Source organism: Flavobacterium sp. UBA4197, assembly GCF_002379575.1.
GTDB lineage: Bacteria > Bacteroidota > Bacteroidia > Flavobacteriales > Flavobacteriaceae > Flavobacterium > Flavobacterium inviolabile.
The window spans coordinates 158,668-178,907 of the sequence record NZ_DFUB01000006.1; the positions used below are offsets into that span (position 1 = coordinate 158,668).

Here is a 20,240-nt window from a genome sequence, read left to right on the forward strand (position 1 = left end):
AAAGTACCTGAAATTTGAATTTCTGCTGCTAATGGCTGTATTTACAATTGCCACTTGCGGCCTGGTATACGAGCTGGTGGCGGGAACACTGGCCAGTTACCTTTTAGGAGATTCGGTTAAACAATTCTCGTTCATCATTGGAGTGTACCTTTTTTCAATGGGAATAGGCTCTTACTTCTCAAAATTTATCCGGAAAGACCTGCTCAATACTTTTGTAGAGATTGAGATCCTGGTAGGATTAATTGGCGGACTGAGTTCGGTAATCTTGTTTTTATTATTTGAAAGTGTCGATTACTTCCAGTTTATCTTATACCTTCTGGTATTTGTAACAGGATGCCTGGTTGGTCTGGAAATACCGCTTTTAATGAATATCCTGAAGGATAAGGTAGCCTTCAGGGATTTGGTGTCTAATGTTTTCACATTCGATTATATAGGCGCTTTACTCGCTTCGATATTATTCCCTCTGGTTCTGGTGCCGCAGCTTGGTGTAATGCGAACCTCGCTGTTTTTTGGAATGATCAATGTTAGTATTGCCATCGTATTGTGTTTTGTTTTAAAAAACGAATTGAAACGCCCTTATCTCCTTAAAGCAAAAGCGATAGGCTCTTTCGTATTCCTGCTTCTGGTGTTTCTTTTTTCGGAAGCGATTCTTTCTTTTTCGGAAGGGAAATTATACGGTGAAAATATTGTCTATACCAGTTCAACCCCATACCAGCGCATCGTATTGACACATAACAAAAGCGATTACAAATTATACCTCAATAACAACCTGCAATTCAGCTCTGCCGACGAATACCGCTATCATGAAGCACTCGTGCATCCGGTAATGGCTGCGGCAAAAAAAGTGGAAAATGTACTCGTTTTAGGTGGTGGCGACGGACTGGCCGTAAGGGAAATATTAAAATATAAAGAGGTGAAAAACATTACCCTGGTCGATCTTGACGAGGGCATGACAAAACTTTTTAAAACCAATAAAATACTGACCGGTTTCAATCAGCATTCCTTAACTGACGCAAAAGTTAAAGTGTTTAACCAGGATGCCTATATCTGGACAAAGAACTGCAAAGAAAAGTTTGATGTGGCCATTATTGACTTTCCGGATCCGTCTAACTATAGTTTGGGCAAATTATACTCCTTAAACTTTTATAAATCACTGCACGATATACTTTCAAAAGATGCGGTCGTTGTAGTGCAGACAACGTCGCCTTACTTTGCGCCCAAATCATTCTGGTGTATCAATAAAACGGTAAAAGAGATCTTTCCTCAGGTGGATGCCTACCATGCCTATGTGCCTTCCTTCGGAGAATGGGGCTATACGATAGCCGCAAATAGCTTTGCAACCTCTTTTGATAAGGTAAACAGAAAAGTAAACGGATTGCGGTTCTATAACTATCAGTTTCAGAAATTGAATTATTTTTCAAAAGATATGATTGCAAATTCGGTAGAAATCAATCGTCTTGATAATCAGATTTTAGTACGTTATTTCGATGAAGAGTGGGGGAAACTATAGTTCAAGAAGAACATTTATAAAAGGAATAGCGACATCCGTATTATTGGTTTCCGTTTTACAGTCCTGTAAAGAGAAAGTCATTAACTTCATGATCCGCCTTTCCGGGACAAACCATATTTTAGGACACAGGCTAAGGCTTAATGATTTTCCAAAACCGGTAAGGACGATTACAACACCATATCTTATTATTGGCGGCGGAATAGCAGGCTTAAGTGCTGCCCGGCAATTTGCTAAAAAAGGAATTACAGATTTTTTAATTGTTGAATTGGAAAATCATGTAGGCGGAAACTCGTCAAACGGTGAGAACAAATACTCAAAATACCCGTTGGGAGCACATTACCTACCCCTTCCTAATTTCAGTGATAAAGAATTGTTGGCATTCCTGGAAGAAGCACAGATTATTGTCCGTTATGATGAAAAGGGATACCCGGTATTTGATGAAGAACAATTAACGTTTTCGCCTCAGGAACGGCTGTATTATAAAAACAGCTGGCAGGAAAGTCTTGTTCCGAAATCAGGAAACACGACCGGAGAGAACACAGCATTTCAGCTGTTTTTTGAGAAAATGGATTTTTTCAAAACCGCAAAAGGATCGGATGGAAAATACCTTTTTGATATTCCGTTAGCGCAGTCTTCCAATGAAAAATATGCTAAGGATTTTGATAACATAACGATGAAACAGTGGCTCGGTGAAAACGGATTTACTGCCGGACCGTTATTAAATTATGTAGACTATTGCTGCAGAGACGATTTCGGATATGGAATTGAATTTGTTTCTGCCTGGGCCGGGATACACTATTTTGCCGCAAGAAAACACGATGCAACTTCTGATAAAGCCGAAAATGTACTAACGTGGGCCGAAGGTAATGCAAGACTGACGACTCATTTAAAGCAATATGTCGATGGAAAAACCTTAAAAAGACATCTGGCTCATAATATTGCGATTCAGAATGATAAAGTTGTAACCAGGGTGTATAGTGATGAAACGAAAGAAACAATAGAAATACTGGCAGATAAAGTTATTTTAGCCACCCCGCAATTTGTAAACCAGTATTTGCTGAAAGACAGAAAGCCCATAGCGCAGGCTTTTCATTATGCGCCGTGGCTGCTGGCGACACTCGTTGTCAGGGAACTTTCGGATAATTACAGCTATCCGCTGTGTTGGGATAATGTGATTTATGGCGCTGAGGGATTGGGGTATATCTATGACCAGCACCAGTCATTACAGCAATTACACTCCAGAAAGGTAATTACCTACTATTACAGTTTTTCTGCTTCCGATTCCGGTAAAAGCAGAAGGGAAATGTATAAGAAAAGTAAAGAATTCTGGAAACAAATGGTTATTAAGGATTTAAAAATTGCCCATCCTGATATTGAAGACAATATTGAAGAAATGGAAATACATCTTTTAGGACATGGGATGATAAGCCCGGTTCCGGGATTTTTGTTTGGCAAAGCCAAAGCGGCAGCAAAGCAGCCAATCGAAAATAAGATCTATTTTGCCCATTCGGATTTATCCGGTATTTCAATTTTTGAAGAAGCTTTTCATCAGGGAATTAATGTAGTTAATACAATCATAGATGATGCAGCCCTGGATACATAGAGCTAAAACAGATACTATATTTATTTTAGCGCCCTCTTTTTTGGTTTTGGGCATTATTGTTTTAGGTCAGCAATGGCTGCTGGAAATAGAAGCGAAGCACTCTTTTTATATCTGGCTTTTTCTGATCGTTTTTATTGACGTGGCCCATGTTTATGCCACATTATTTAAAACATATTTTGTTTCGTCTGAATTTCAGAAGCGAAAAAAACTGATGATAGGATTGCCGGTGCTGTGCTTTTGTATAGGGCTTGTCCTGTTCTCCTTTGGCAGCCGGGTTTTTTGGTCGGTATTGGCGTATGTGGCTGTTTTTCATTTTATAAGGCAGCAGTATGGATTTATGCGGCTATATTCCCGTAATGAACCCAGATTAAAGAGAAACAAATATTTTGACAGCCTGGTAATCTATACCGTTACAGGCTACCCGATGTTGTATTGGTTCTTTTCCCCGGAAAGAAACTTTAACTGGTTTATGCCAAACGAGTTTTTGCAGTTTGAAAATGAAGGTTTGCTGGAAATATTCCGGGCGTTCTACTTTTTAATACTAGCCGTTTACGTACTCAGTGTAAGTTATAAGGCATGGAAGAACCGTTTTTTTAATATCCCCAAAAATGCAATAATCGTCGGGACTGCCCTATCCTGGTATTTTGGTATAGTGTACTATAATAACGATCTGATCTTTACGATGCTCAATGTGGTTTCCCACGGCATACCATATATGGCATTGATTTTTCTGAAAGAAATTGACGGAAAAGGTACTGCTTTATGGGGAGCGATGTCGTATCTCACGAAATTTAAAGGCGTTGTTTTCTATTTGGGAATACTGCTTTTAATTGCCTTTCTGGAAGAATATATATGGGAAATAGCGGTCTGGAACGAACAGTTCTCGATGCGTGGAATGGACTTTACGGCGGCTCATTTTGTATTGGTACCGCTGCTTGCCGTTCCGCAGTTTACCCATTATGTACTGGACGGATTTATATGGAAATCAAAATAAAAAAAACATCCCTTGGGATGTTTTTCTGTTTTATGTTGTAGCAAGATGCTTCTGTTGTATGTGTGCTTCGATAGCGTTCCATAAGCCGATGCGTTTTTCCAGTGCAAGTATGGAAACAGCTTCCACTTCTTTCCATTTCTGATTGTCTTCACCGCATAGTTCTGTAATCATTTGCATGGCCATAGGACCGTGATCGTCGGCATCCAACTCAATATGTCTTTCAAAATAATAAATCAGTTTGGAAAGATCGGTAGTCGGGAAATTCGTCTGGAAATGTTTCAATATAGCGGTAAACATTCCCGGGATCAGGTCTTCTCTTCCGAAAGTGAATGCAGCGGCAATTTCATGCGGCTTGCCTTCTTCGATAACCCGGAAAGTAAAATCGAGAAATGCCTTTATGTCAGGATGCAGATCGCTTTGTTTGATGGATACAAAAATATTCTGCGTACGGATCACATTGTCCAGAAAAGCATTAACCTGGCTGGTGTTTGCATTGCAGGCGTGCATCGCATCGAGATACATTTCAAAATGGCTCAGCCTTTTGCCGTCCAGAGATAAATCCGATTCTTCAGCAAGAACGATCTCGTTGATCAGATAGCGGGTCTCCGGATTTTTGGTCGCAAACCAGGGTGTGGTCGTGCAGGTCAGTTTGGACTGTAATGCCTTTAGCAATGACATAAAATCCCAAACAGCATAAACATGCCCCTCAAGAAAACAGTGTAAGTCATCTATGTTCTGGATCTGACTGTATAAAGGATGGCTCAATAGAATGTCCCTTTGTGGCTGTATTTTTTTGTTGACAGATTTTATATTCATGGTAAAAGTTTGCTACAAAAATAAAAAAGCTTCCCGTTTCGGGGGAAGCTTTTAACATTGATTTTATTAATTTAACTATAAACTATCGTGATTCTTAGTTTTCATCGGCTGTGGGTCCGTACATTCCGGGTACTTTGCCGCCAACGGATCGGATGTAGGTCGACATTTGCCCTCTGTGGTGAATGGTGTGGTTCATGACAAACATCCGGTAAACAGACATTTTGGGCAGGGTGAAATAAACCGTTTCACCGTTTCGCATGGTCCACTGTTCCTGAAACGTTTCATTTTGAGCTTCCTGGAGTAGTTTTTGGGCTTCCGCTACATTGGCATCAAAAGCTTCTAAAAGCGCTGCCACCGTTCTGTAGTTGGTCGGGGTATAGTTAAGCGTCGAGAAATCCAGTTCCGGTTGCAGTAAAGTAATGGGAATCCATGTTGGTATTTCGGTAAGGTGATTGGCTAATTCCGCCAGGCTCATTGCTTTTTCGTGTGGTTTAAAATCCAGTTCGGCTTCGGGTAAGGCACTCAGCATTTTTCGGGTACTGGCCATTTCATGCTGAAATTCAGGCATTAAAAATTCGCTTAGATTCATAACTATTTGTTTTTTGTTTATTCAAAGCTATGAAGAGTTTGGGTATAAAAAAAGAGTTCCGGAAAGAACTCTTTTTTTTATAGCATTGTATAACTACTATTTGAAAGCAGCATGACCGGTAATATCCATACCGGTAATCAGTAAGTGGATGTCATGTGTTCCTTCGTAAGTCACAACAGATTCTAAGTTCATCATGTGGCGCATGATAGAGTATTCACCGGTAATACCCATACCGCCTAACATCTGACGTGCATCACGTGCAATTGTTAAAGCCATATCCACATTATTTCTTTTGGCCATTGAGATTTGGGCAGAAGTAGCTCTTCCTTCATTTCTCAATACACCTAATCTCCAGGTTAATAATTGTGCTTTTGTGATTTCGGTAATCATCTCAGCCAGTTTCTTTTGTTGTAATTGTGTTGCAGCGATTGGTTTGTCAAACTGAACACGCTCTTTTGCATAACGCAATGCCGTGTCATAACAATCCATAGCAGCACCAATAGCACCCCATGCAATTCCGTAACGTGCAGAATCAAGGCATCCTAGCGGAGCACCTAATCCGGATTTATTGGGTAATAAATTTTCTTTAGGAACTTTTACATTGTCGAAAATTAACTCTCCGGTAGCAGAAGCTCTTAAAGACCATTTGTTATGTGTTTCAGGAGTTGTAAAACCTTCCATTCCTCTTTCCACGATTAATCCGTGAATTCTTCCGGTTTCATCTTTTGCCCAAACTACTGCAATATCAGCAAAAGGAGCATTAGAGATCCACATTTTAGCACCGTTTAATAAATAATGGTCACCCATATCTTTAAAATTGGTTACCATACCACCCGGATTCGAACCGTGATCAGGCTCTGTTAATCCGAAACAGCCAATGAATTCACCGGTCGCTAATTTTGGTAAATATTTCATGCGTTGCTCTTCATTACCGTATTTCCAGATAGGATACATTACTAATGAAGACTGAACAGATGATGTTGAACGAACACCAGAATCACCTCTTTCAATTTCCTGCATGATTAAACCGTAAGAAATCTGATCTAATCCGGCACCACCATATTCAACAGGAATATAAGGTCCAAAACCTCCGATTTCTGCTAAACCATTAATTAATTGTTTCGGAAATTCTGCTTTTTGAGCATATTCTTCAATAATAGGTGTCACATCACGTTTTACCCATGCCCGTGCTGCATCACGAACTAATTTATGTTCCTCCGTCAATAAATCGTCTAATTGGTAATAATCAGGAGCTTGAAATAAGTCTGGTCTCATTTTGTTTATAATTTTGGTTGACAAAAGTAAGGAAACAAAATCAACTATTCAAGTGACAGTATTGTTATAATTATATATTCAATCGAAATTTAAGACTCTTAACGAAGGAATAATTGACAGAAGTTGTTTTAAAAAACAGTATTTGTGATAATCGGTATTTATTGTGTTATTTGTCACAATAATAAGTAGTGCCGCGAATGCAGTACCGGTATGCTGGATATGTTTGGGTGATGGTTGCCTGTTGCAGCAAGGCTGAAAAGGAATTACATTTTCAGGTAAAACGCTTTCGTCAGTTCGGTGTATTCCGGAGTATAATTGTGACGGGAAATTTCAATAACCAGTTCGTCAGTGCTTAAGGTTGTTTCCGGATTTCTGCTAAAAGCAATAAGGCTTCGTTTAACGGCGGTTGCCGGTGTGCCTTTAACACGGGTAATTTTAAAAGGATGCAAGTCGCAGTCTTTTGCCAGAGCAATAAAACGTTCTTCTTCCTTAAAAGGAATGATCACGGAAAAAATGCCGGTTTCCGAAAGCAGCACTGCGGCAGCTTCAACCAGATCCTCAAAAGGCATTGCGTCTTCAAAACGAGCGGTGTCGCGTTGTTCGTTCTGGGAGTAATAATCTTCCGTATAAAAAGGGGGATTGGAAACAATCAAGTCGTATTCGTCTTCAATTTCCGCAACAAATTCATCCAAAGCAGCGTGGTAACAGAATAAACGATCGTTCCACGGACTGTTTTCAAAATTTTCAACAGCCTGTTCGTAGGCTTCTTCATCAATTTCAAAGGCATCAACCTGTTCTGCAAAAGAACGCTGTGCAAGCATAAGAGCTATTAAGCCGGTTCCGGCGCCAATATCGAGTATGCTGAAAGGATGGTGTTCAACGGGAGTCCAGGCGCCTAATAAAACACCGTCTGTACCTACTTTCATAGCACATCTGTCCTGTTCTATTTTGAACTGCTTGAATTCGAACATAATAATAAGGTGAGGGGTGACGTTTAGCTGTTCAGATATAAATCGACTAAACCTTCAGGGATATTCATGACTACTTTACTGTTCTCACGGTCAATTTTAACAATGAAATTGTCAATCATTGGTACTAAAATCTCCGTTTCGCCATTAAGGATTTCAAAAAGCGGCTGTGCGGTACTGTCATTGATCGATACGATTTTACCAATAACGCCCAAACGGCTGTCTTCCACATCAAAACCGATTACTTCATGAAAGTAAAACTTGTTTCCTTCCAGTTTCGGAAGCATGGTTAACGGAAGGTATAATTCGCAGCCCAGTAGTTTGTCTGCTTCTTCTTCGCTGTTAATATCTTCAAAGCGGATACGCAGGAAATCGTTTTTGTGCAGCGAACTGCTTTCAATGAAAAATGGAACCAGGTTTTTGTTGAATTCAACAAAAACCGATTCCATATCTTCATACATCTCCGGTTCGTCCGTGTCTAAATAAGCCAGAACTTCCCCTTTGAAACTAAATTTTTTAGCGATTTTACCTAAATAGAAACAATCTTCTTTACGCATAATAATCGCTAACTGAATTAAGCTTGAGTTTCTTCGTTGTTTTCTTCAACAGCTGGAGCCTCTTCAGTAGCCTCTTCAACAACTTCTTCAGTTGCAGCTTCAGCAGCCTTAGCAGCTTCTTCAGCAGCAGCTAAACGCTTAGCGTTAACTTCTTGTTCTGCTTTGAAAGCTTTAGCTTTAGCATCAGCTTGTACTTTGCTTAAACCGTCTTTTTTAGCATTAACTTTTACTGCTTTCTCCTCTAACCATGCAGCTAATTTAGCATCAGCTTGCTCTTGTGTTAAAGCACCTTTACGGATACCTCCGTCTAAGTGGTGTTTCAATAAAGCACCTTTGTAAGAAAGGATTGCTCTTGCAGTATCAGTTGGTTGAGCACCATTGTGTAACCATTGTACAGCGCTATCAAGGTTTAAGTCGATAGTAGCAGGGTTAGTGTTTGGATTGTAAGTTCCGATTTTCTCTAAGAATTTACCATCTCTTTTTGAACGGGCATCAGCCGCAACGATCCAGTAAAAAGGTTTTCCTTTTTTACCGTGTCTTTGTAATCTAATTTTTACTGACATAATCTTGTGATTAAATTTTGAGGTTCTCGACCTCTGTTAATTAAGGGTGCAAATATAGTAAACTTTGGCATACAAAATAATTTTGCATAATAAAAAAGTATAGGTATCGTTTTGAAAATGGGAATATTAAAGGTCTTTTGTGATTTTTTATGATTTTATTAGCTTATTATCTTTAAAAAACTATTTTTGTAGAAATAAAGTATCCAAACATTTAATTGCGAATTGAAAATGAAAAAAATATTTTCTCTGATAGTTCTTATGGCAGCTTTCTCTTCCTGTGAAGAAGATGTTAAGTTTAATAATCCGTCACTTCAGGGTGAAAAGAACTATAACTTATGGAGAGCTTCCGATGCACATGCAACTATCGGACCGGACGGTTCGGTAACTATCGAAGGAATTACGACAGATGAAGAGGTGATCTTAAGAACATCTTCTTTTGAAAACGGAGTTTATGCTTTGGGAACAACAAATCAAAATAACAGAGCTAGTTTTATCTCTACGTTTGATGGTGAAGAATCTGTATTTACAACAGGTGTTTTTGTAGGACCTGCCAGTAAAATAACACTGCAAAGCGGTGGAACAGGATATACAGCTGCCAATTCGGCACATACATCCGGTGGTTCCGGTTCCGGATTACAGGTTAGAACTACGGTTGCTGCCGGTGTGATCACTAAAGTAATCATCACTTTGAGAGGTACAGGATACCTTCCGGGAGATATTGTAACGGTTGATGGTGGTGACAATACCGCTAAATTCAAAGTAGAGAATGTTTATGGTAGCGATGGAGAAATCAGAATTGAAAAAATTGAAGACGGAACAATGACCGGTAAATTCAAGTTCAATGCAAAAAATGCTAACGACAGTATTGTAACCTATCAAAACGGGGTTTTCTACAGAATTCCGATTTACTAGATAAAACACAAATAAAAAATTAAACCACTCATTTTGAGTGGTTTTTTTGTTTTAGTAAATGGCTGAAATGAATAAATATTTGGCTTTATGTAATTTTAACACATCGGGAAAACACCGCAACTTTGCCTCATATTTATTGATGAAATTATGCACCTTAACAGGTTGGTTTATCGAAACCACATAAAGAGCAGCTTTTCCGGAAGCATATCTTTAATTTCTTTTCTTCTATTTAGTGTTGGTACCGCAAGTGCACAACACGGCAGCAAGCTAACACTGGCAGACGCTTTGCGCGTAGCAAAAGAAAACAATATCGCGATTCAGAAACAGCAGCTTGAAACACAAATTGCCAGGGAAGAAATCAGTGAGAAAAAAGAACTGCGCCTGCCGGAAGTGGAATTTCATTCGTTATACTCCAGGATTACGGATCTGACGGAATTTAAGAGCGGCTTCCTGCAGGATAAACAGGTTACGAAAACCATACCGGAAATTTACGATGTTTCTGCATCGTTCCGCATGCCGCTGTATGCCGGTAACAGAATCAATAATGCCGTAAAAAAAGCCGGACACGAATCGGAAATAGCATTGCTGAAAGCCGAAAAAACAGAGAATGACGTCAGATTAAGTGTTATAGCCTCCTTTTTAGGAATCTATAAAATGATGGAATTACAAAAAATTATAACCCAAAGTATTCAGGAAGAGCAGGAGCGGTTAAAAGAAGTTAAGTCCTTTAAAGCCCACGGTACGGTGACTAAAAATGAAGTATTGCGCGCCGAATTGCAGTTATCGGACCGGGAACTTAACGCACTGACCAATCAGAAAAATACCGCGATTGCTCTTCATAATCTTAAAACCCTGTTGCAGTTACCGGAAGATGAAACCATCGCACTGGATACGATGCATATTATCGCTGCTTTGCCGGCTGCTGAAAATTATGATCATTACCTGAAAGGAGCGCTGCACAACGAAGAGATGAAAATCGCACAGCAGGAAATCGTCATCGGGAACCTTGAAAGAAAGATCGTAAAAGCAAATTATTATCCCACGGTCAGCTTTTTTGGAAACTACAGCTTTAAGTATCCCAACTATATGTTCTTTCCGCCCAATCCCTATTTGTACTCCCTCGGGCAGATTGGCGTAGAGGCGACTTTTAACCTGTCTGGCCTTTACAAGAATAAGACCCGGATGCACATCGCTGACAAAAAAGTTGAAGTACAGAAAGTAACGGCAGCACTCGTTAAAAACGAAATGTCTGATAAGGTTTTTAAGGAGTACACCCAATACCATGAAATTCTGGACCGGCTTCCGGTGACCGATAAAGCACTCGAACTGGCGGAGGAAAATTATCGCATCGTAAAATTAAAATACCTGAACCAGCTGGTGCTGATCACCGAAATGATCGATGCGGATAATACCTTGCTGGAAGCAAGATTTAAAAAAATCGCTACAAGAATAGATGCGGCAATGAAATACTACGAATTGCTTCATACGGCAGATATGCTTCACGAATAATTTTCTGATTTAACACACAATTCTTAAATACGTTTCATAAGATGGGAACACAAAAGGCACATCGTTCTTTTCACACATTTATTACCGTAATGGCTGGTATTATTGTTTTTTGCGGCATCGTTCTGGGTATCTGGTTTTTAATTTTCTACAACAACCATGAAGAAACCAATGATGCCCAGGTAGACCAGTATGTCACACCGGTTATGGCGCGGATAACCGGTTATGTACAGGAAGTCCGTTATGAAGAAAATCAATTTGTGAACCGGGGTGATACGCTCGTTATCATAGACAACAGGGAATATAAAGCACATCTGGATATGGCAGCAGCCGAAATGGATAATGCTAAAAGAACCATCAATGTACTTGAAAAAAATGTAGCCACAACAGCAAATGCCGAAACGGTTAGAAAATCGCAATTGGCGGCGGCAAAAACGGAAGTCTGGAAAACCAGACAGGATTACCTTCGTTATGCGGCATTACTAAAAGAAGAAGCGGCCACCGAGCAGCAGCTGGAAAGAGTAAAAGCAGATTATGAATCGGCAAAAGCACATTATGAGGAAATATCCGGAACGATCCAAACGGCTGCTTTAAGCACTTCGGAAGCTTCCGCTAAAATACCAACGGCTGAAGCGGTGATTGCCTCCAAAAAAGCACAGGCTGATAATGCCTCACTGTTTTTATCCTATACGGTTATCACGGCGCCTTATGATGGCTGGGTCGGAAAAAAAACAATTCAGCCGGGACAGCTTGTCAAAGAAGGGCAGGCATTGGTTGCTATCGTCAGCAAAGAAAAATGGATCACGGCAAACTTTAAAGAAACCCAGCTGCAATATCTGGCAGTCGGGCAGGAAGTCACGCTAAAAGCAGATGCTGTAAAAGGAAGAGTTTTTCGCGGAGTTATCGAATCCCTGTCGCCGGCAAGCGGAGCCCGTTTTTCATTATTGCCGCCCGATAATGCTACTGGAAACTTTGTTAAGATCGAACAGCGGATCCCGATCCGTATCAAACTTGTCGACATCGATTCGCAGACCGACTTTTTAAGAGCCGGAATGAACGTTATTGTAGTAGCGGAACACCAGTAAACATGTCCGGAGTAAGCGTTTTTAAACCCTGGGTGCCCAATTGGGCGGTCATCGTGATACTGATATTCTGCATGCTGCATTCCATGGTACTGTTGGGAGTTTATACCTCAAATGTGACCTATTCGGCCAGTTTCTTAGATGTGGATGTGGAAGACCTGCAATTTTCATTGTGTGTGACCTATGGCACCTTTCTGGCGACGATAATGATTGAAAGCAGGCTGTTTAAATTTTTTCCAACCAAAAAATATTTCATTGTTATTTACTGTCTGGCAGCATTAACCTTTATGCTGTCGGCTTATACAAACAATTATTCCCTGTTTATCATCCTCAGAATGGCCGAAGGAATCCTGATGGCCTTGCCGTGGATTCCGCTCCGGCAATTGCTGATCACCCGTTTTAAATCTAAGAATGCGGTGATCATAGGATTTACCTGTAATTATGGCGCACTGCTGCTGGCTTCTCCTTTTATCATGAATATAGCCGTCTGGCTGCTGGAAAATTACGACTGGACCTATATGGCTTACGGCTCGGCATTATTCCAGATCCTTTGCGTGGCACTGGTGCTGCTCACGTTTAACAACAACCGTTTTCATAAAAAGATCCCGCTGTATCAGGTGGACTGGGCAAGTTTTATCTTAGTACTGACGGCCATACTGAGCGGCTCCTTTTTCTTTATATACGGCGAACGGAAATACTGGTTCGACTCGCCGCAAATCATCATTGCTTTGATCGTAACGCTCATTACCGGAGGTCTTTTTATTGTCCGGCAGCAATTGGTAAAGCGCCCTTGCTTTGACATGCAGGTATTTCGATACACTAACCTGCGAACCGGATTTTTCCTGTTTGTGGTTTTTTATATCGCCAGAGCAACGCTGAATATTTGTCACAGCGCGATGTTTACAGTGTGGAACTGGGAACCGTCCAGAGTAGCACACGTGCAGTATCTCAATGTGCTGGGCAATATCACGGGACTTGTACTGGCAGGGGTCTTTCTGGCAAAAGCGGTGGCAATGCGCTATATTTTTATGCTGGGTTTCCTCATTTTTGCAATCTATCACCTGTGGTTTACCTTTCTTTTTGTGCCCGATGTGGCATTGATGGATATTATGATTCCGTATATATTGCAGGGTGTTGCGGTGGGAATATTATTTGTACCGTTAGTGTTGTTCACGGTTTCGTCTGTTCCGGCACACTATGCTCCTTTTTCGGGAACCATTGGCGTTACCGGGCGTTTCTGGGGAAGTACCGTCGGTTTTTGTATCATGCAAAATGCACAGGTTTTACTGCAAAATACCCATTTTACCAAACTGCGCCGGTTTGTAGTGCCGGAAAGTCCCGAAACACAGGCACGGATGGAAAAATTTGCCCAGGGTTTTATTGCTAAAGGCTATACTGTGGATGAGGCCCATAAATTATCGGTACAGCAAATCGTCAATACCGTTTCCAGACAGGCGGTTTTGCTTTCGGATATGGAAATTTTTACCGTTGTGGGGTATGCCTTACTTTTTTTAGTAGGGTTTCTTTTAATCAACCGGCATCTGAAACAAACTTTCGACATCTTTAAGAACAGAGTCTGGGGAAGTTAGCGCTTGTTAACAACTTCTGCTGAATTTTTTCTCTAAAAAGCAGTACATTTGACAATTACTTTTTTTGAAATTCTACGGATTTTAAAATTCTGATTTTTAGCTATGTACTTGATTTTTGATACCGAAACAACGGGTTTGCCACGAAGTTGGTCCGCTCCTATTACCGATACTGATAACTGGCCCAGATGTATTCAAATTGCATGGCAGTTGCATGATGAAATGGGAAATCTGGTAGAACATCAGGACTATCTTGTTAAGCCTGAAGGTTTCAATATTCCCTATGATGCAGAGCGTATTCACGGTATTTCTACCGAGCTGGCCATGGAGCAGGGAATTTCACTGCAGGAAGTATTGGAAAAATTCAACATTGCTTTATCCAAAGCAAAATATATTGTTGGTCAGAATGTAGGATTCGACGTCAACATCATGGGATGTGAATTCCACCGAATGAACGTTGCTTCCGATATGGCTAGCATGCCCGTTCTGGATACCTGTACCGAAGTAACGGCAGAACTGTTAAAACTACCCGGAGGACGTGGCGGAAGATTCAAACTTCCTACGCTGACAGAATTACACCAGTATCTTTTCGGAGTTCCGTTTGCAGAAGCGCACAATGCTACTGCCGACGTGGAAGCGACAACACGCTGTTTCCTGGAATTGATCAAAAGGGAAGTCTTTACAAAAGAAGAACTGGATGTAACGGAAGACTATTTCGATAAATTCAGAGAACAGAATCCGCAGGAAATTCAGCTGATCGGATTAAAGCATATTAACCTTAAACAGGCATCAGATGTTATTCGTGCCCGTTTGGCGCAGATTCAAAAAGAAGATAACCAGACAAGCGTTTCCGAAGAAGCCAGAAAAGATTTAAAAGAAGCGGCTTTTGCCCATCTTCACAACCATTCCCAATTTTCGGTATTACAATCTACCATTGGAATAAACGATCTGGTAAAAGAAGCGGCAAAATACAAAATGCCGGCAGTTGCAATGACCGATACCGGAAACATGATGGGAGCTTTCCAGTTTGTAAGCTCGGTATTCAATCACAACAAGGCTGCGGCAGCTAAAAACAAAGAAGCAATTGAAAATGGAGAAGAACCAACCGAAACGGAAGTAATCCCGATTGTAGGCTGTGAATTCAACATTTGTGAAAACCATAAAGATAAAAGTAAAAAAGACAACGGTTATCAGGTTGTTCTTTTGGCTAAAAATAAAAAAGGCTACCACAATCTGGCAAAAATGTCTTCCATCGCCTATACCGATGGTTTCTACTATGTACCCAGAATTGATAAAACGGTTGTCGAACAATATAAAGAAGATATTATTGTGTTGTCCGGAAACCTGTATGGGGAAATTCCGAGCAAGATTTTAAATATTGGTGAAAATCAGGCGGAAGAAGCCTTGATCTGGTGGAAAGAACAGTTTGGTGCCGACTTCTATCTTGAGGTGATGCGTCACAATCAGGAAGACGAAAACCGGGTAAACCAGACGTTGCTTGCCTTTTCCAAAAAACACGGGGTAAAAATCGTAGCGACAAACAATACTTATTATACCACCAAAGCTGATGCCAATGCCCACGATATTTTACTTTGTGTAAAAGACGGTGAAAAACAGGCAACCCCTATTGGTAGAGGTAGAGGATACCGTTACGGATTGCCTAACCAGGAATACTACTTCAAATCGGTGGAAGAGATGAAAAAAATCTTTGCCGATTTACCGGAAGCGATTGTTAACATTCAGGAAATTATCGATAAGGTCGAAGCCTATTCGCTGTATCGTGATGTACTGCTTCCGAAGTTTGATATTCCGGAAGAATTTGTTGTGCCGGAAGATGATGAAGATGGCGGAAAACGCGGCGAGAATAAATTCCTTCGCCATTTGACCTATGTGGGAGCGGCAAAGCGCTATACGGAAATTACAGAATCAATTCGCGAACGACTGGACTTCGAATTGCAGACGATTGAAAAAACCGGATACCCGGGATACTTTTTGATCGTACAGGATTTCATCGCCGAAGCCCGGAATCTGGATGTTTCGGTAGGTCCCGGACGTGGATCGGCGGCGGGTTCTGCCGTTGCCTACTGTTTGGGGATTACCAATATTGACCCGATTAAGTACGATTTGCTTTTTGAGCGTTTCCTGAACCCGGATCGTGTATCCATGCCCGATATTGATATTGACTTTGACGATGAAGGCCGTGGCCGTGTTATGGACTATGTAATCAATAAATATGGTTCCAATCAGGTAGCGCAGATTATTACCTATGGTAAAATGGCAACCAAATCGGCAATTCGTGATACCGCCCGTGTATTGGATTTACCGTTATTTGAAGCCGACAGGATTGCCAAATTAATTCCGGGGATGATGCCGTCCAAATGGAACCTGGCACGTTTCCTTTCGGAAGATGAGGACCTGGTTAAAAAAGCACTGAAATCGTCAGATGAATACGATCGTGTCAAGGAACTGATCGCCATTGCGCGGGAAGAAGACCTGGCGGGAGAAACCATTCAGCAGGCAAAAATGCTGGAAGGCTCTTTGCGAAATACCGGTATTCATGCCTGTGGGGTAATTATCACACCGGATGATATCACGAACTTCGTTCCGGTTACCACGGCAAAAGATTCCGATTTATATGTAACCCAGTTTGACAACTCCGTTGCCGAAAGTGCCGGATTGCTGAAAATGGACTTCCTGGGTCTGAAGACCCTTACACTGATCAAAGACACGGTAAAACTTGTAAAATACAGATTGGGCATCGAACTGGATCCGGAGAATTTCCCGATCGACGATGTCAAAACATACGAATTATTCCAGAGAGGGGAAACGGTTGGTATCTTCCAGTACGAGTCACCCGGAATGCAGAAATACATGAAGGAACTGCGACCGACGGTTTTCGCCGATTTAATTGCGATGAATGCCTTGTACCGTCCGGGACCTTTGGAATACATCCCTTCCTTTATCCGGAGAAAAAACGGGGATGAACCAATTACGTACGATTTGGATGCCTGCGAAGAATATCTGGGGGAAACCTACGGAATTACCGTTTACCAGGAGCAGGTAATGTTGCTGTCGCAAAAACTGGCGAACTTCTCTAAAGGTGATGCCGACGTATTGCGTAAAGCGATGGGTAAAAAACAAAAAGACGTACTGGATAAAATGAAATCCAAGTTTATCGACCAGGCGGTTGCAAACGGACATGATGCCGTTAAACTCGATAAGATATGGAAAGACTGGGAAGCCTTTGCGAGTTACGCCTTTAACAAATCCCACTCGACCTGTTATGCCTGGATTGCCTATCAGACAGCTTATCTGAAAGCACATTACCCGGCCGAATATATGGCAGCGGTACTGTCCAATAATATGAACGATATTAAACAGGTATCCTTCTTTATGGAAGAATCCAAAAGAATGGGACTGGTTGTATTGGGGCCGGATGTAAATGAATCCTTTTATAAATTTACCGTAAACGAAAATTATGCGGTCCGTTTTGGTATGGGCGCTATTAAAGGAGTTGGAGGCGGAGCGGTGAACACCATCGTAGAAAACCGTAAAGACGGTAAATACAAATCCATCTTCGACCTGGCAAAACGTATCGATTTGCGTGCGGCTAATAAAAAAGCATTTGAAAACCTTGCTCTGGCAGGAGGATTTGACTGTTTTGCAACCACACACAGAGGACAGTATTTCCATTCAGACGGCGATAACCTGACGTTTCTGGAAAAAGCAATCCGTTACGGTTCCAAATTTCAGGAAAATGAAAACTCTTCACAGGTAAGTCTCTTCGGGGAAAGCAGTGATGTGCAGATTCCGGAGCCGGTTGTACCGCCATGTGAAGAGTGGAGTACGATGGAAAAACTGGCTAAAGAAAAAGAAGTTGTAGGAATTTATATCTCCGGACATCCGCTGGACGATTATAAATTTGAAATGAAATACTTCTGTAATGCCAGTCTGGATGCGCTGAAAAACATGGAACAGCACCTCGGGAAAAACCTCAGTTTCGGAGGGATAGTAACCGGAGTGGAGCACCGTGTGGCTAAAAACGGAATGGGATTTGCCAGTTTTAACCTTGAAGGATATGACGAAAGCTACCGTTTTTCGATGTTTAGGGAGGACTATCTGAAATACCGCCACTTTTTGGTTGCAAACTATTTTATGTACTTTAAGATCAATATTAAGGAAGGCTGGGTAAATAAAGACGGAAAACGTACGGAACCGAGAATTCAGTTCCTGGATGTCAAACCGCTGCAGGATGTACTGTCAACGTTTGCAAAAAAACTGATTATCCAGATGAACATTGCCGAACTGCAGCAGAATATGATCGCTGCACTGCATGAAATATTCCAGTCCAACCGCGGGGAACACAGCGTTACTTTTGAAGTAATGGAAATTGAAAGAGTCAAAAAAGCGCTTGAAATTGCCCTTTCGCCGGCAGATGATGAAGCCGCTGCAGGTGACGATATTGCAGAAGAAACGGAAATGGAAATCCCGGAAGAAAAAGAAGAATTAAGAGTGGTAACCAAGCTCAGTATGCCAAGCCGGAAATTAAAAGTAAATATTTCTACAGATTTGTTACAGGAGCTGGAAAAGATGCAGATTAACTTTAAATTGAATTAAGGTGTTGATAATTAGTAATTTGATTGCGAAATGTTAAAAAGAACATAAATCAATTTTAACAATTGAGGCATAATCAAAACTGATTTCAAGACACTTCAATAATTAAAATAAAAGTCTATTTTTGTATCATAATTATAAAAGAAAATAAAATGGCACAAGCAATAACAGATGCTACTTTCGATGAGGTAGTATTGAAATCAGACAAACCGGTTTTGGTTGACTTTTGGGCAGCATGGTGTGGTCCTTGTAGAATGGTAGCTCCTATCATTGATCAAATCAGTGAAGAATATGCTGGGAAAGCCGTGATTGGTAAAGTTGATGTAGATGCTAATCAGGAATTTGCTGCAAAATATGGTGTTCGTAACATTCCTACTGTTTTGGTATTCCAAAACGGAGAAGTGGTAGGACGTCAGGTAGGTGTTGCTCCAAAGCAAACATATACCGATGCAATTGACGCATTACTATAATCGGAATACGATTATATCAATATAAAAAGCCCGGCTATGCCGGGCTTTTTATATTTTAAGACCTGTAAAATTTTAAAATCATCAAATTATCTCATTATCTTTGAGACTATGAAGATTGACGATCAAATAGCAAAAATATCCAGTTTTCAGCATCTGGAACTGCTGGCAAACCAGATTGTGGAAGGATTTATATCCGGAATGCACAAAAGTCCCTTTCATGGCTTTTCTGCCGAGTTTGCCGAACATAAGGTTTACAATACCGGAGAAAGCACCAAACACATCGACTGGAAGCTTTTTGCAAAAACCGACCGGTTATACACCAAACGTTTTGAAGAAGAAACCAATTTAAGATGCCATCTGATTATTGACAACTCTTCCTCAATGCATTATCCGAAACTGGCAGGCGGACAGCTTTTCTATGAAAATAAAATAGGATTTTCGGTGCTGGCTTCGGCGGTACTGATGAACCTGCTTAAAAAGCAAAGGGATGCGGTAGGACTGAGTGTTTATTCCGATACATACGAATACTATGCGCCCGAAAAAGGCAGTGAGCGCCATCACCGGATGCTGCTCAATGTGCTTGAAAACGTATTGCAGGCATCACAGCAGCCTAAAAATACGGATACCATTACCTTTTTACATCAGATAGCCGAAAAGATCCACAGGCGTTCCATGGTGATTTTGTTTACCGATATGTTCCAGGGAGAAGATGACGAACGCTTGTTTAAAGCCTTGCAGCATCTCAAACACAACAAACATAAAGTGGTCCTTTTTCATGTTATTGACCGGAAAACGGAATTTCAGTTTGATTTTGACAACGCTCCGAGAAAATTTATTGACATGGAAACCGGTGAACAGGTCAATCTTTTTGCAGAAAATATTAAAAACGACTATGAAAAGCTGGTGCAGGACTACTTTGATAAAGTGGCAAACACCTGTGCTTTGTATAAAATCAGGTATGTTCCTGTTTCTGTAGATGAAAAATTTGAAAAAATTTTAATGACATACTTGGCTGAAAAACAAAAGTTTGGCTGATTAAGGAAAATAAAAACGGATTTTTTTTATAAAAACATTTGGAGAAATGGAAAAGGGTTGTATATTTGCAACCGCAATAAAGCACTGGTTTGGTAGTTCAGTTGGTTAGAATACATGCCTGTCACGCATGGGGTCGCGGGTTCGAGTCCCGTCCAGACCG

At 40.9% G+C, this 20,240-nt stretch carries 16 protein-coding genes and 1 tRNA gene; 11 read left to right on the forward strand and 6 right to left on the reverse strand.

Features of this window, described 5'->3' with window-relative positions; all coding sequences use genetic code 11:
• Positions 1-31 precede the first annotated feature (31 nt).
• The 3 genes from B3394_RS03360 to B3394_RS03370 are packed head-to-tail and all read left to right on the forward strand — an operon-like array spanning position 32 to position 4,107.
• Positions 32-1,510, forward strand: a complete 1,479-nt coding sequence (locus B3394_RS03360) for a polyamine aminopropyltransferase (protein WP_286912935.1) — start codon at positions 32-34, stop codon at positions 1,508-1,510.
• Complete coding sequence (locus B3394_RS03365) at positions 1,488-3,113, forward strand: NAD(P)/FAD-dependent oxidoreductase (RefSeq protein ID WP_286912937.1); 1,626 nt, start codon at positions 1,488-1,490, stop codon at positions 3,111-3,113. The genes B3394_RS03360 and B3394_RS03365 overlap by 23 nt, the downstream gene beginning before the upstream one ends.
• Positions 3,091-4,107 carry a hypothetical protein gene (locus B3394_RS03370; RefSeq protein WP_286912942.1) on the forward strand — a complete coding sequence of 339 codons (1,017 nt, stop codon included), beginning with the start codon at positions 3,091-3,093 and terminating at the stop codon, positions 4,105-4,107. The genes B3394_RS03365 and B3394_RS03370 overlap by 23 nt, the downstream gene beginning before the upstream one ends.
• Before the next feature lie 30 nt (positions 4,108-4,137).
• Here B3394_RS03370 and B3394_RS03375 read toward each other — a convergent pair whose 3' ends face one another.
• From B3394_RS03375 to B3394_RS03400, 6 genes are all read right to left on the reverse strand, one after another.
• A complete protein-coding gene (locus tag B3394_RS03375) occupies positions 4,138-4,923 on the reverse strand; it encodes a DUF3050 domain-containing protein (protein ID WP_286912945.1) in 786 nt (261 codons plus the stop codon).
• Between the two features lie 94 nt (positions 4,924-5,017).
• Complete coding sequence (locus B3394_RS03380; RefSeq protein ID WP_286912947.1) at positions 5,018-5,512, reverse strand: DinB family protein; 495 nt, start codon at positions 5,510-5,512, stop codon at positions 5,018-5,020.
• 96 nt (positions 5,513-5,608) lie between these two features.
• Positions 5,609-6,787 carry an acyl-CoA dehydrogenase family protein gene (locus B3394_RS03385; protein ID WP_177730175.1) on the reverse strand — a complete coding sequence of 393 codons (1,179 nt, stop codon included), beginning with the start codon at positions 6,785-6,787 and terminating at the stop codon, positions 5,609-5,611.
• A gap of 263 nt (positions 6,788-7,050) precedes the next feature.
• Positions 7,051-7,758 (reverse strand): tRNA1(Val) (adenine(37)-N6)-methyltransferase, encoded by a 708-nt coding sequence (locus B3394_RS03390; protein ID WP_273244526.1) that lies wholly within the window; start codon positions 7,756-7,758, stop codon positions 7,051-7,053.
• Positions 7,759-7,781: 23 nt separating this feature from the next.
• Positions 7,782-8,312: a ribosome maturation factor RimM gene (gene rimM, locus B3394_RS03395; RefSeq protein WP_177730171.1), complete on the reverse strand. Its 531-nt coding sequence runs from the start codon at positions 8,310-8,312 to the stop codon at positions 7,782-7,784.
• Between the two features lie 17 nt (positions 8,313-8,329).
• Positions 8,330-8,875 (reverse strand): 30S ribosomal protein S16, encoded by a 546-nt coding sequence (locus B3394_RS03400; protein ID WP_177730169.1) that lies wholly within the window; start codon positions 8,873-8,875, stop codon positions 8,330-8,332.
• Between the two features lie 228 nt (positions 8,876-9,103).
• On the opposite strand from B3394_RS03400, the gene B3394_RS03405 reads away from it, so the two are divergent.
• The 8 genes from B3394_RS03405 (at position 9,104) to B3394_RS03440 (ending at position 20,240) form a co-directional block, all read left to right on the forward strand.
• The gene (locus tag B3394_RS03405) at positions 9,104-9,787 is read left to right on the forward strand and encodes a DUF6252 family protein (protein WP_177730167.1); all 684 of its coding nucleotides are present in this window, start codon (positions 9,104-9,106) and stop codon (positions 9,785-9,787) included.
• 147 nt (positions 9,788-9,934) lie between these two features.
• Positions 9,935-11,296: a TolC family protein gene (locus B3394_RS03410; protein WP_286912954.1), complete on the forward strand. Its 1,362-nt coding sequence runs from the start codon at positions 9,935-9,937 to the stop codon at positions 11,294-11,296.
• Positions 11,297-11,337: 41 nt separating this feature from the next.
• The gene (locus tag B3394_RS03415) at positions 11,338-12,378 is read left to right on the forward strand and encodes an HlyD family secretion protein (RefSeq protein ID WP_177730165.1); all 1,041 of its coding nucleotides are present in this window, start codon (positions 11,338-11,340) and stop codon (positions 12,376-12,378) included.
• Between the two features lie 2 nt (positions 12,379-12,380).
• Positions 12,381-13,964, forward strand: coding sequence for an MFS transporter (locus B3394_RS03420; RefSeq protein ID WP_286912960.1), 1,584 nt, complete (start codon positions 12,381-12,383; stop codon positions 13,962-13,964).
• Positions 13,965-14,066: 102 nt separating this feature from the next.
• Positions 14,067-18,578, forward strand: a complete 4,512-nt coding sequence (gene dnaE, locus B3394_RS03425) for a DNA polymerase III subunit alpha (protein ID WP_177730162.1) — start codon at positions 14,067-14,069, stop codon at positions 18,576-18,578.
• Positions 18,579-18,727: 149 nt separating this feature from the next.
• Positions 18,728-19,045 carry a thioredoxin gene (trxA, locus tag B3394_RS03430; protein WP_177730160.1) on the forward strand — a complete coding sequence of 106 codons (318 nt, stop codon included), beginning with the start codon at positions 18,728-18,730 and terminating at the stop codon, positions 19,043-19,045.
• A gap of 108 nt (positions 19,046-19,153) precedes the next feature.
• Positions 19,154-20,080 carry a DUF58 domain-containing protein gene (locus tag B3394_RS03435; RefSeq protein WP_286912964.1) on the forward strand — a complete coding sequence of 309 codons (927 nt, stop codon included), beginning with the start codon at positions 19,154-19,156 and terminating at the stop codon, positions 20,078-20,080.
• Between the two features lie 86 nt (positions 20,081-20,166).
• Positions 20,167-20,240 (forward strand) — tRNA-Asp (locus tag B3394_RS03440).

Excerpts from the sequence above, each read along its gene's own strand:
- B3394_RS03415 (WP_177730165.1), top strand. The coding sequence starts at position 11,338 with ATGGGAACACAAAAGGCACATCGTTCTTTTCACACATTTATTACCGTA.
- dnaE (WP_177730162.1), top strand. The coding sequence starts at position 14,067 with ATGTACTTGATTTTTGATACCGAAACAACGGGTTTGCCACGAAGTTGG.
- B3394_RS03405 (WP_177730167.1), top strand. The coding sequence starts at position 9,104 with ATGAAAAAAATATTTTCTCTGATAGTTCTTATGGCAGCTTTCTCTTCC.
- B3394_RS03380 (WP_286912947.1), bottom strand. The coding sequence starts at position 5,512 with ATGAATCTAAGCGAATTTTTAATGCCTGAATTTCAGCATGAAATGGCC.
- B3394_RS03370 (WP_286912942.1), top strand. The coding sequence starts at position 3,091 with ATGATGCAGCCCTGGATACATAGAGCTAAAACAGATACTATATTTATT.
- B3394_RS03365 (WP_286912937.1), top strand. The coding sequence starts at position 1,488 with ATGAAGAGTGGGGGAAACTATAGTTCAAGAAGAACATTTATAAAAGGA.
- B3394_RS03400 (WP_177730169.1), bottom strand. The coding sequence starts at position 8,875 with ATGTCAGTAAAAATTAGATTACAAAGACACGGTAAAAAAGGAAAACCT.
- B3394_RS03385 (WP_177730175.1), bottom strand. The coding sequence starts at position 6,787 with ATGAGACCAGACTTATTTCAAGCTCCTGATTATTACCAATTAGACGAT.
- B3394_RS03360 (WP_286912935.1), top strand. The coding sequence starts at position 32 with ATGGCTGTATTTACAATTGCCACTTGCGGCCTGGTATACGAGCTGGTG.
- B3394_RS03390 (WP_273244526.1), bottom strand. The coding sequence starts at position 7,758 with ATGTTCGAATTCAAGCAGTTCAAAATAGAACAGGACAGATGTGCTATG.
- B3394_RS03420 (WP_286912960.1), top strand. The coding sequence starts at position 12,381 with ATGTCCGGAGTAAGCGTTTTTAAACCCTGGGTGCCCAATTGGGCGGTC.
- B3394_RS03435 (WP_286912964.1), top strand. The coding sequence starts at position 19,154 with ATGAAGATTGACGATCAAATAGCAAAAATATCCAGTTTTCAGCATCTG.
- B3394_RS03375 (WP_286912945.1), bottom strand. The coding sequence starts at position 4,923 with ATGAATATAAAATCTGTCAACAAAAAAATACAGCCACAAAGGGACATT.
- rimM (WP_177730171.1), bottom strand. The coding sequence starts at position 8,312 with ATGCGTAAAGAAGATTGTTTCTATTTAGGTAAAATCGCTAAAAAATTT.
- B3394_RS03410 (WP_286912954.1), top strand. The coding sequence starts at position 9,935 with ATGCACCTTAACAGGTTGGTTTATCGAAACCACATAAAGAGCAGCTTT.
- trxA (WP_177730160.1), top strand. The coding sequence starts at position 18,728 with ATGGCACAAGCAATAACAGATGCTACTTTCGATGAGGTAGTATTGAAA.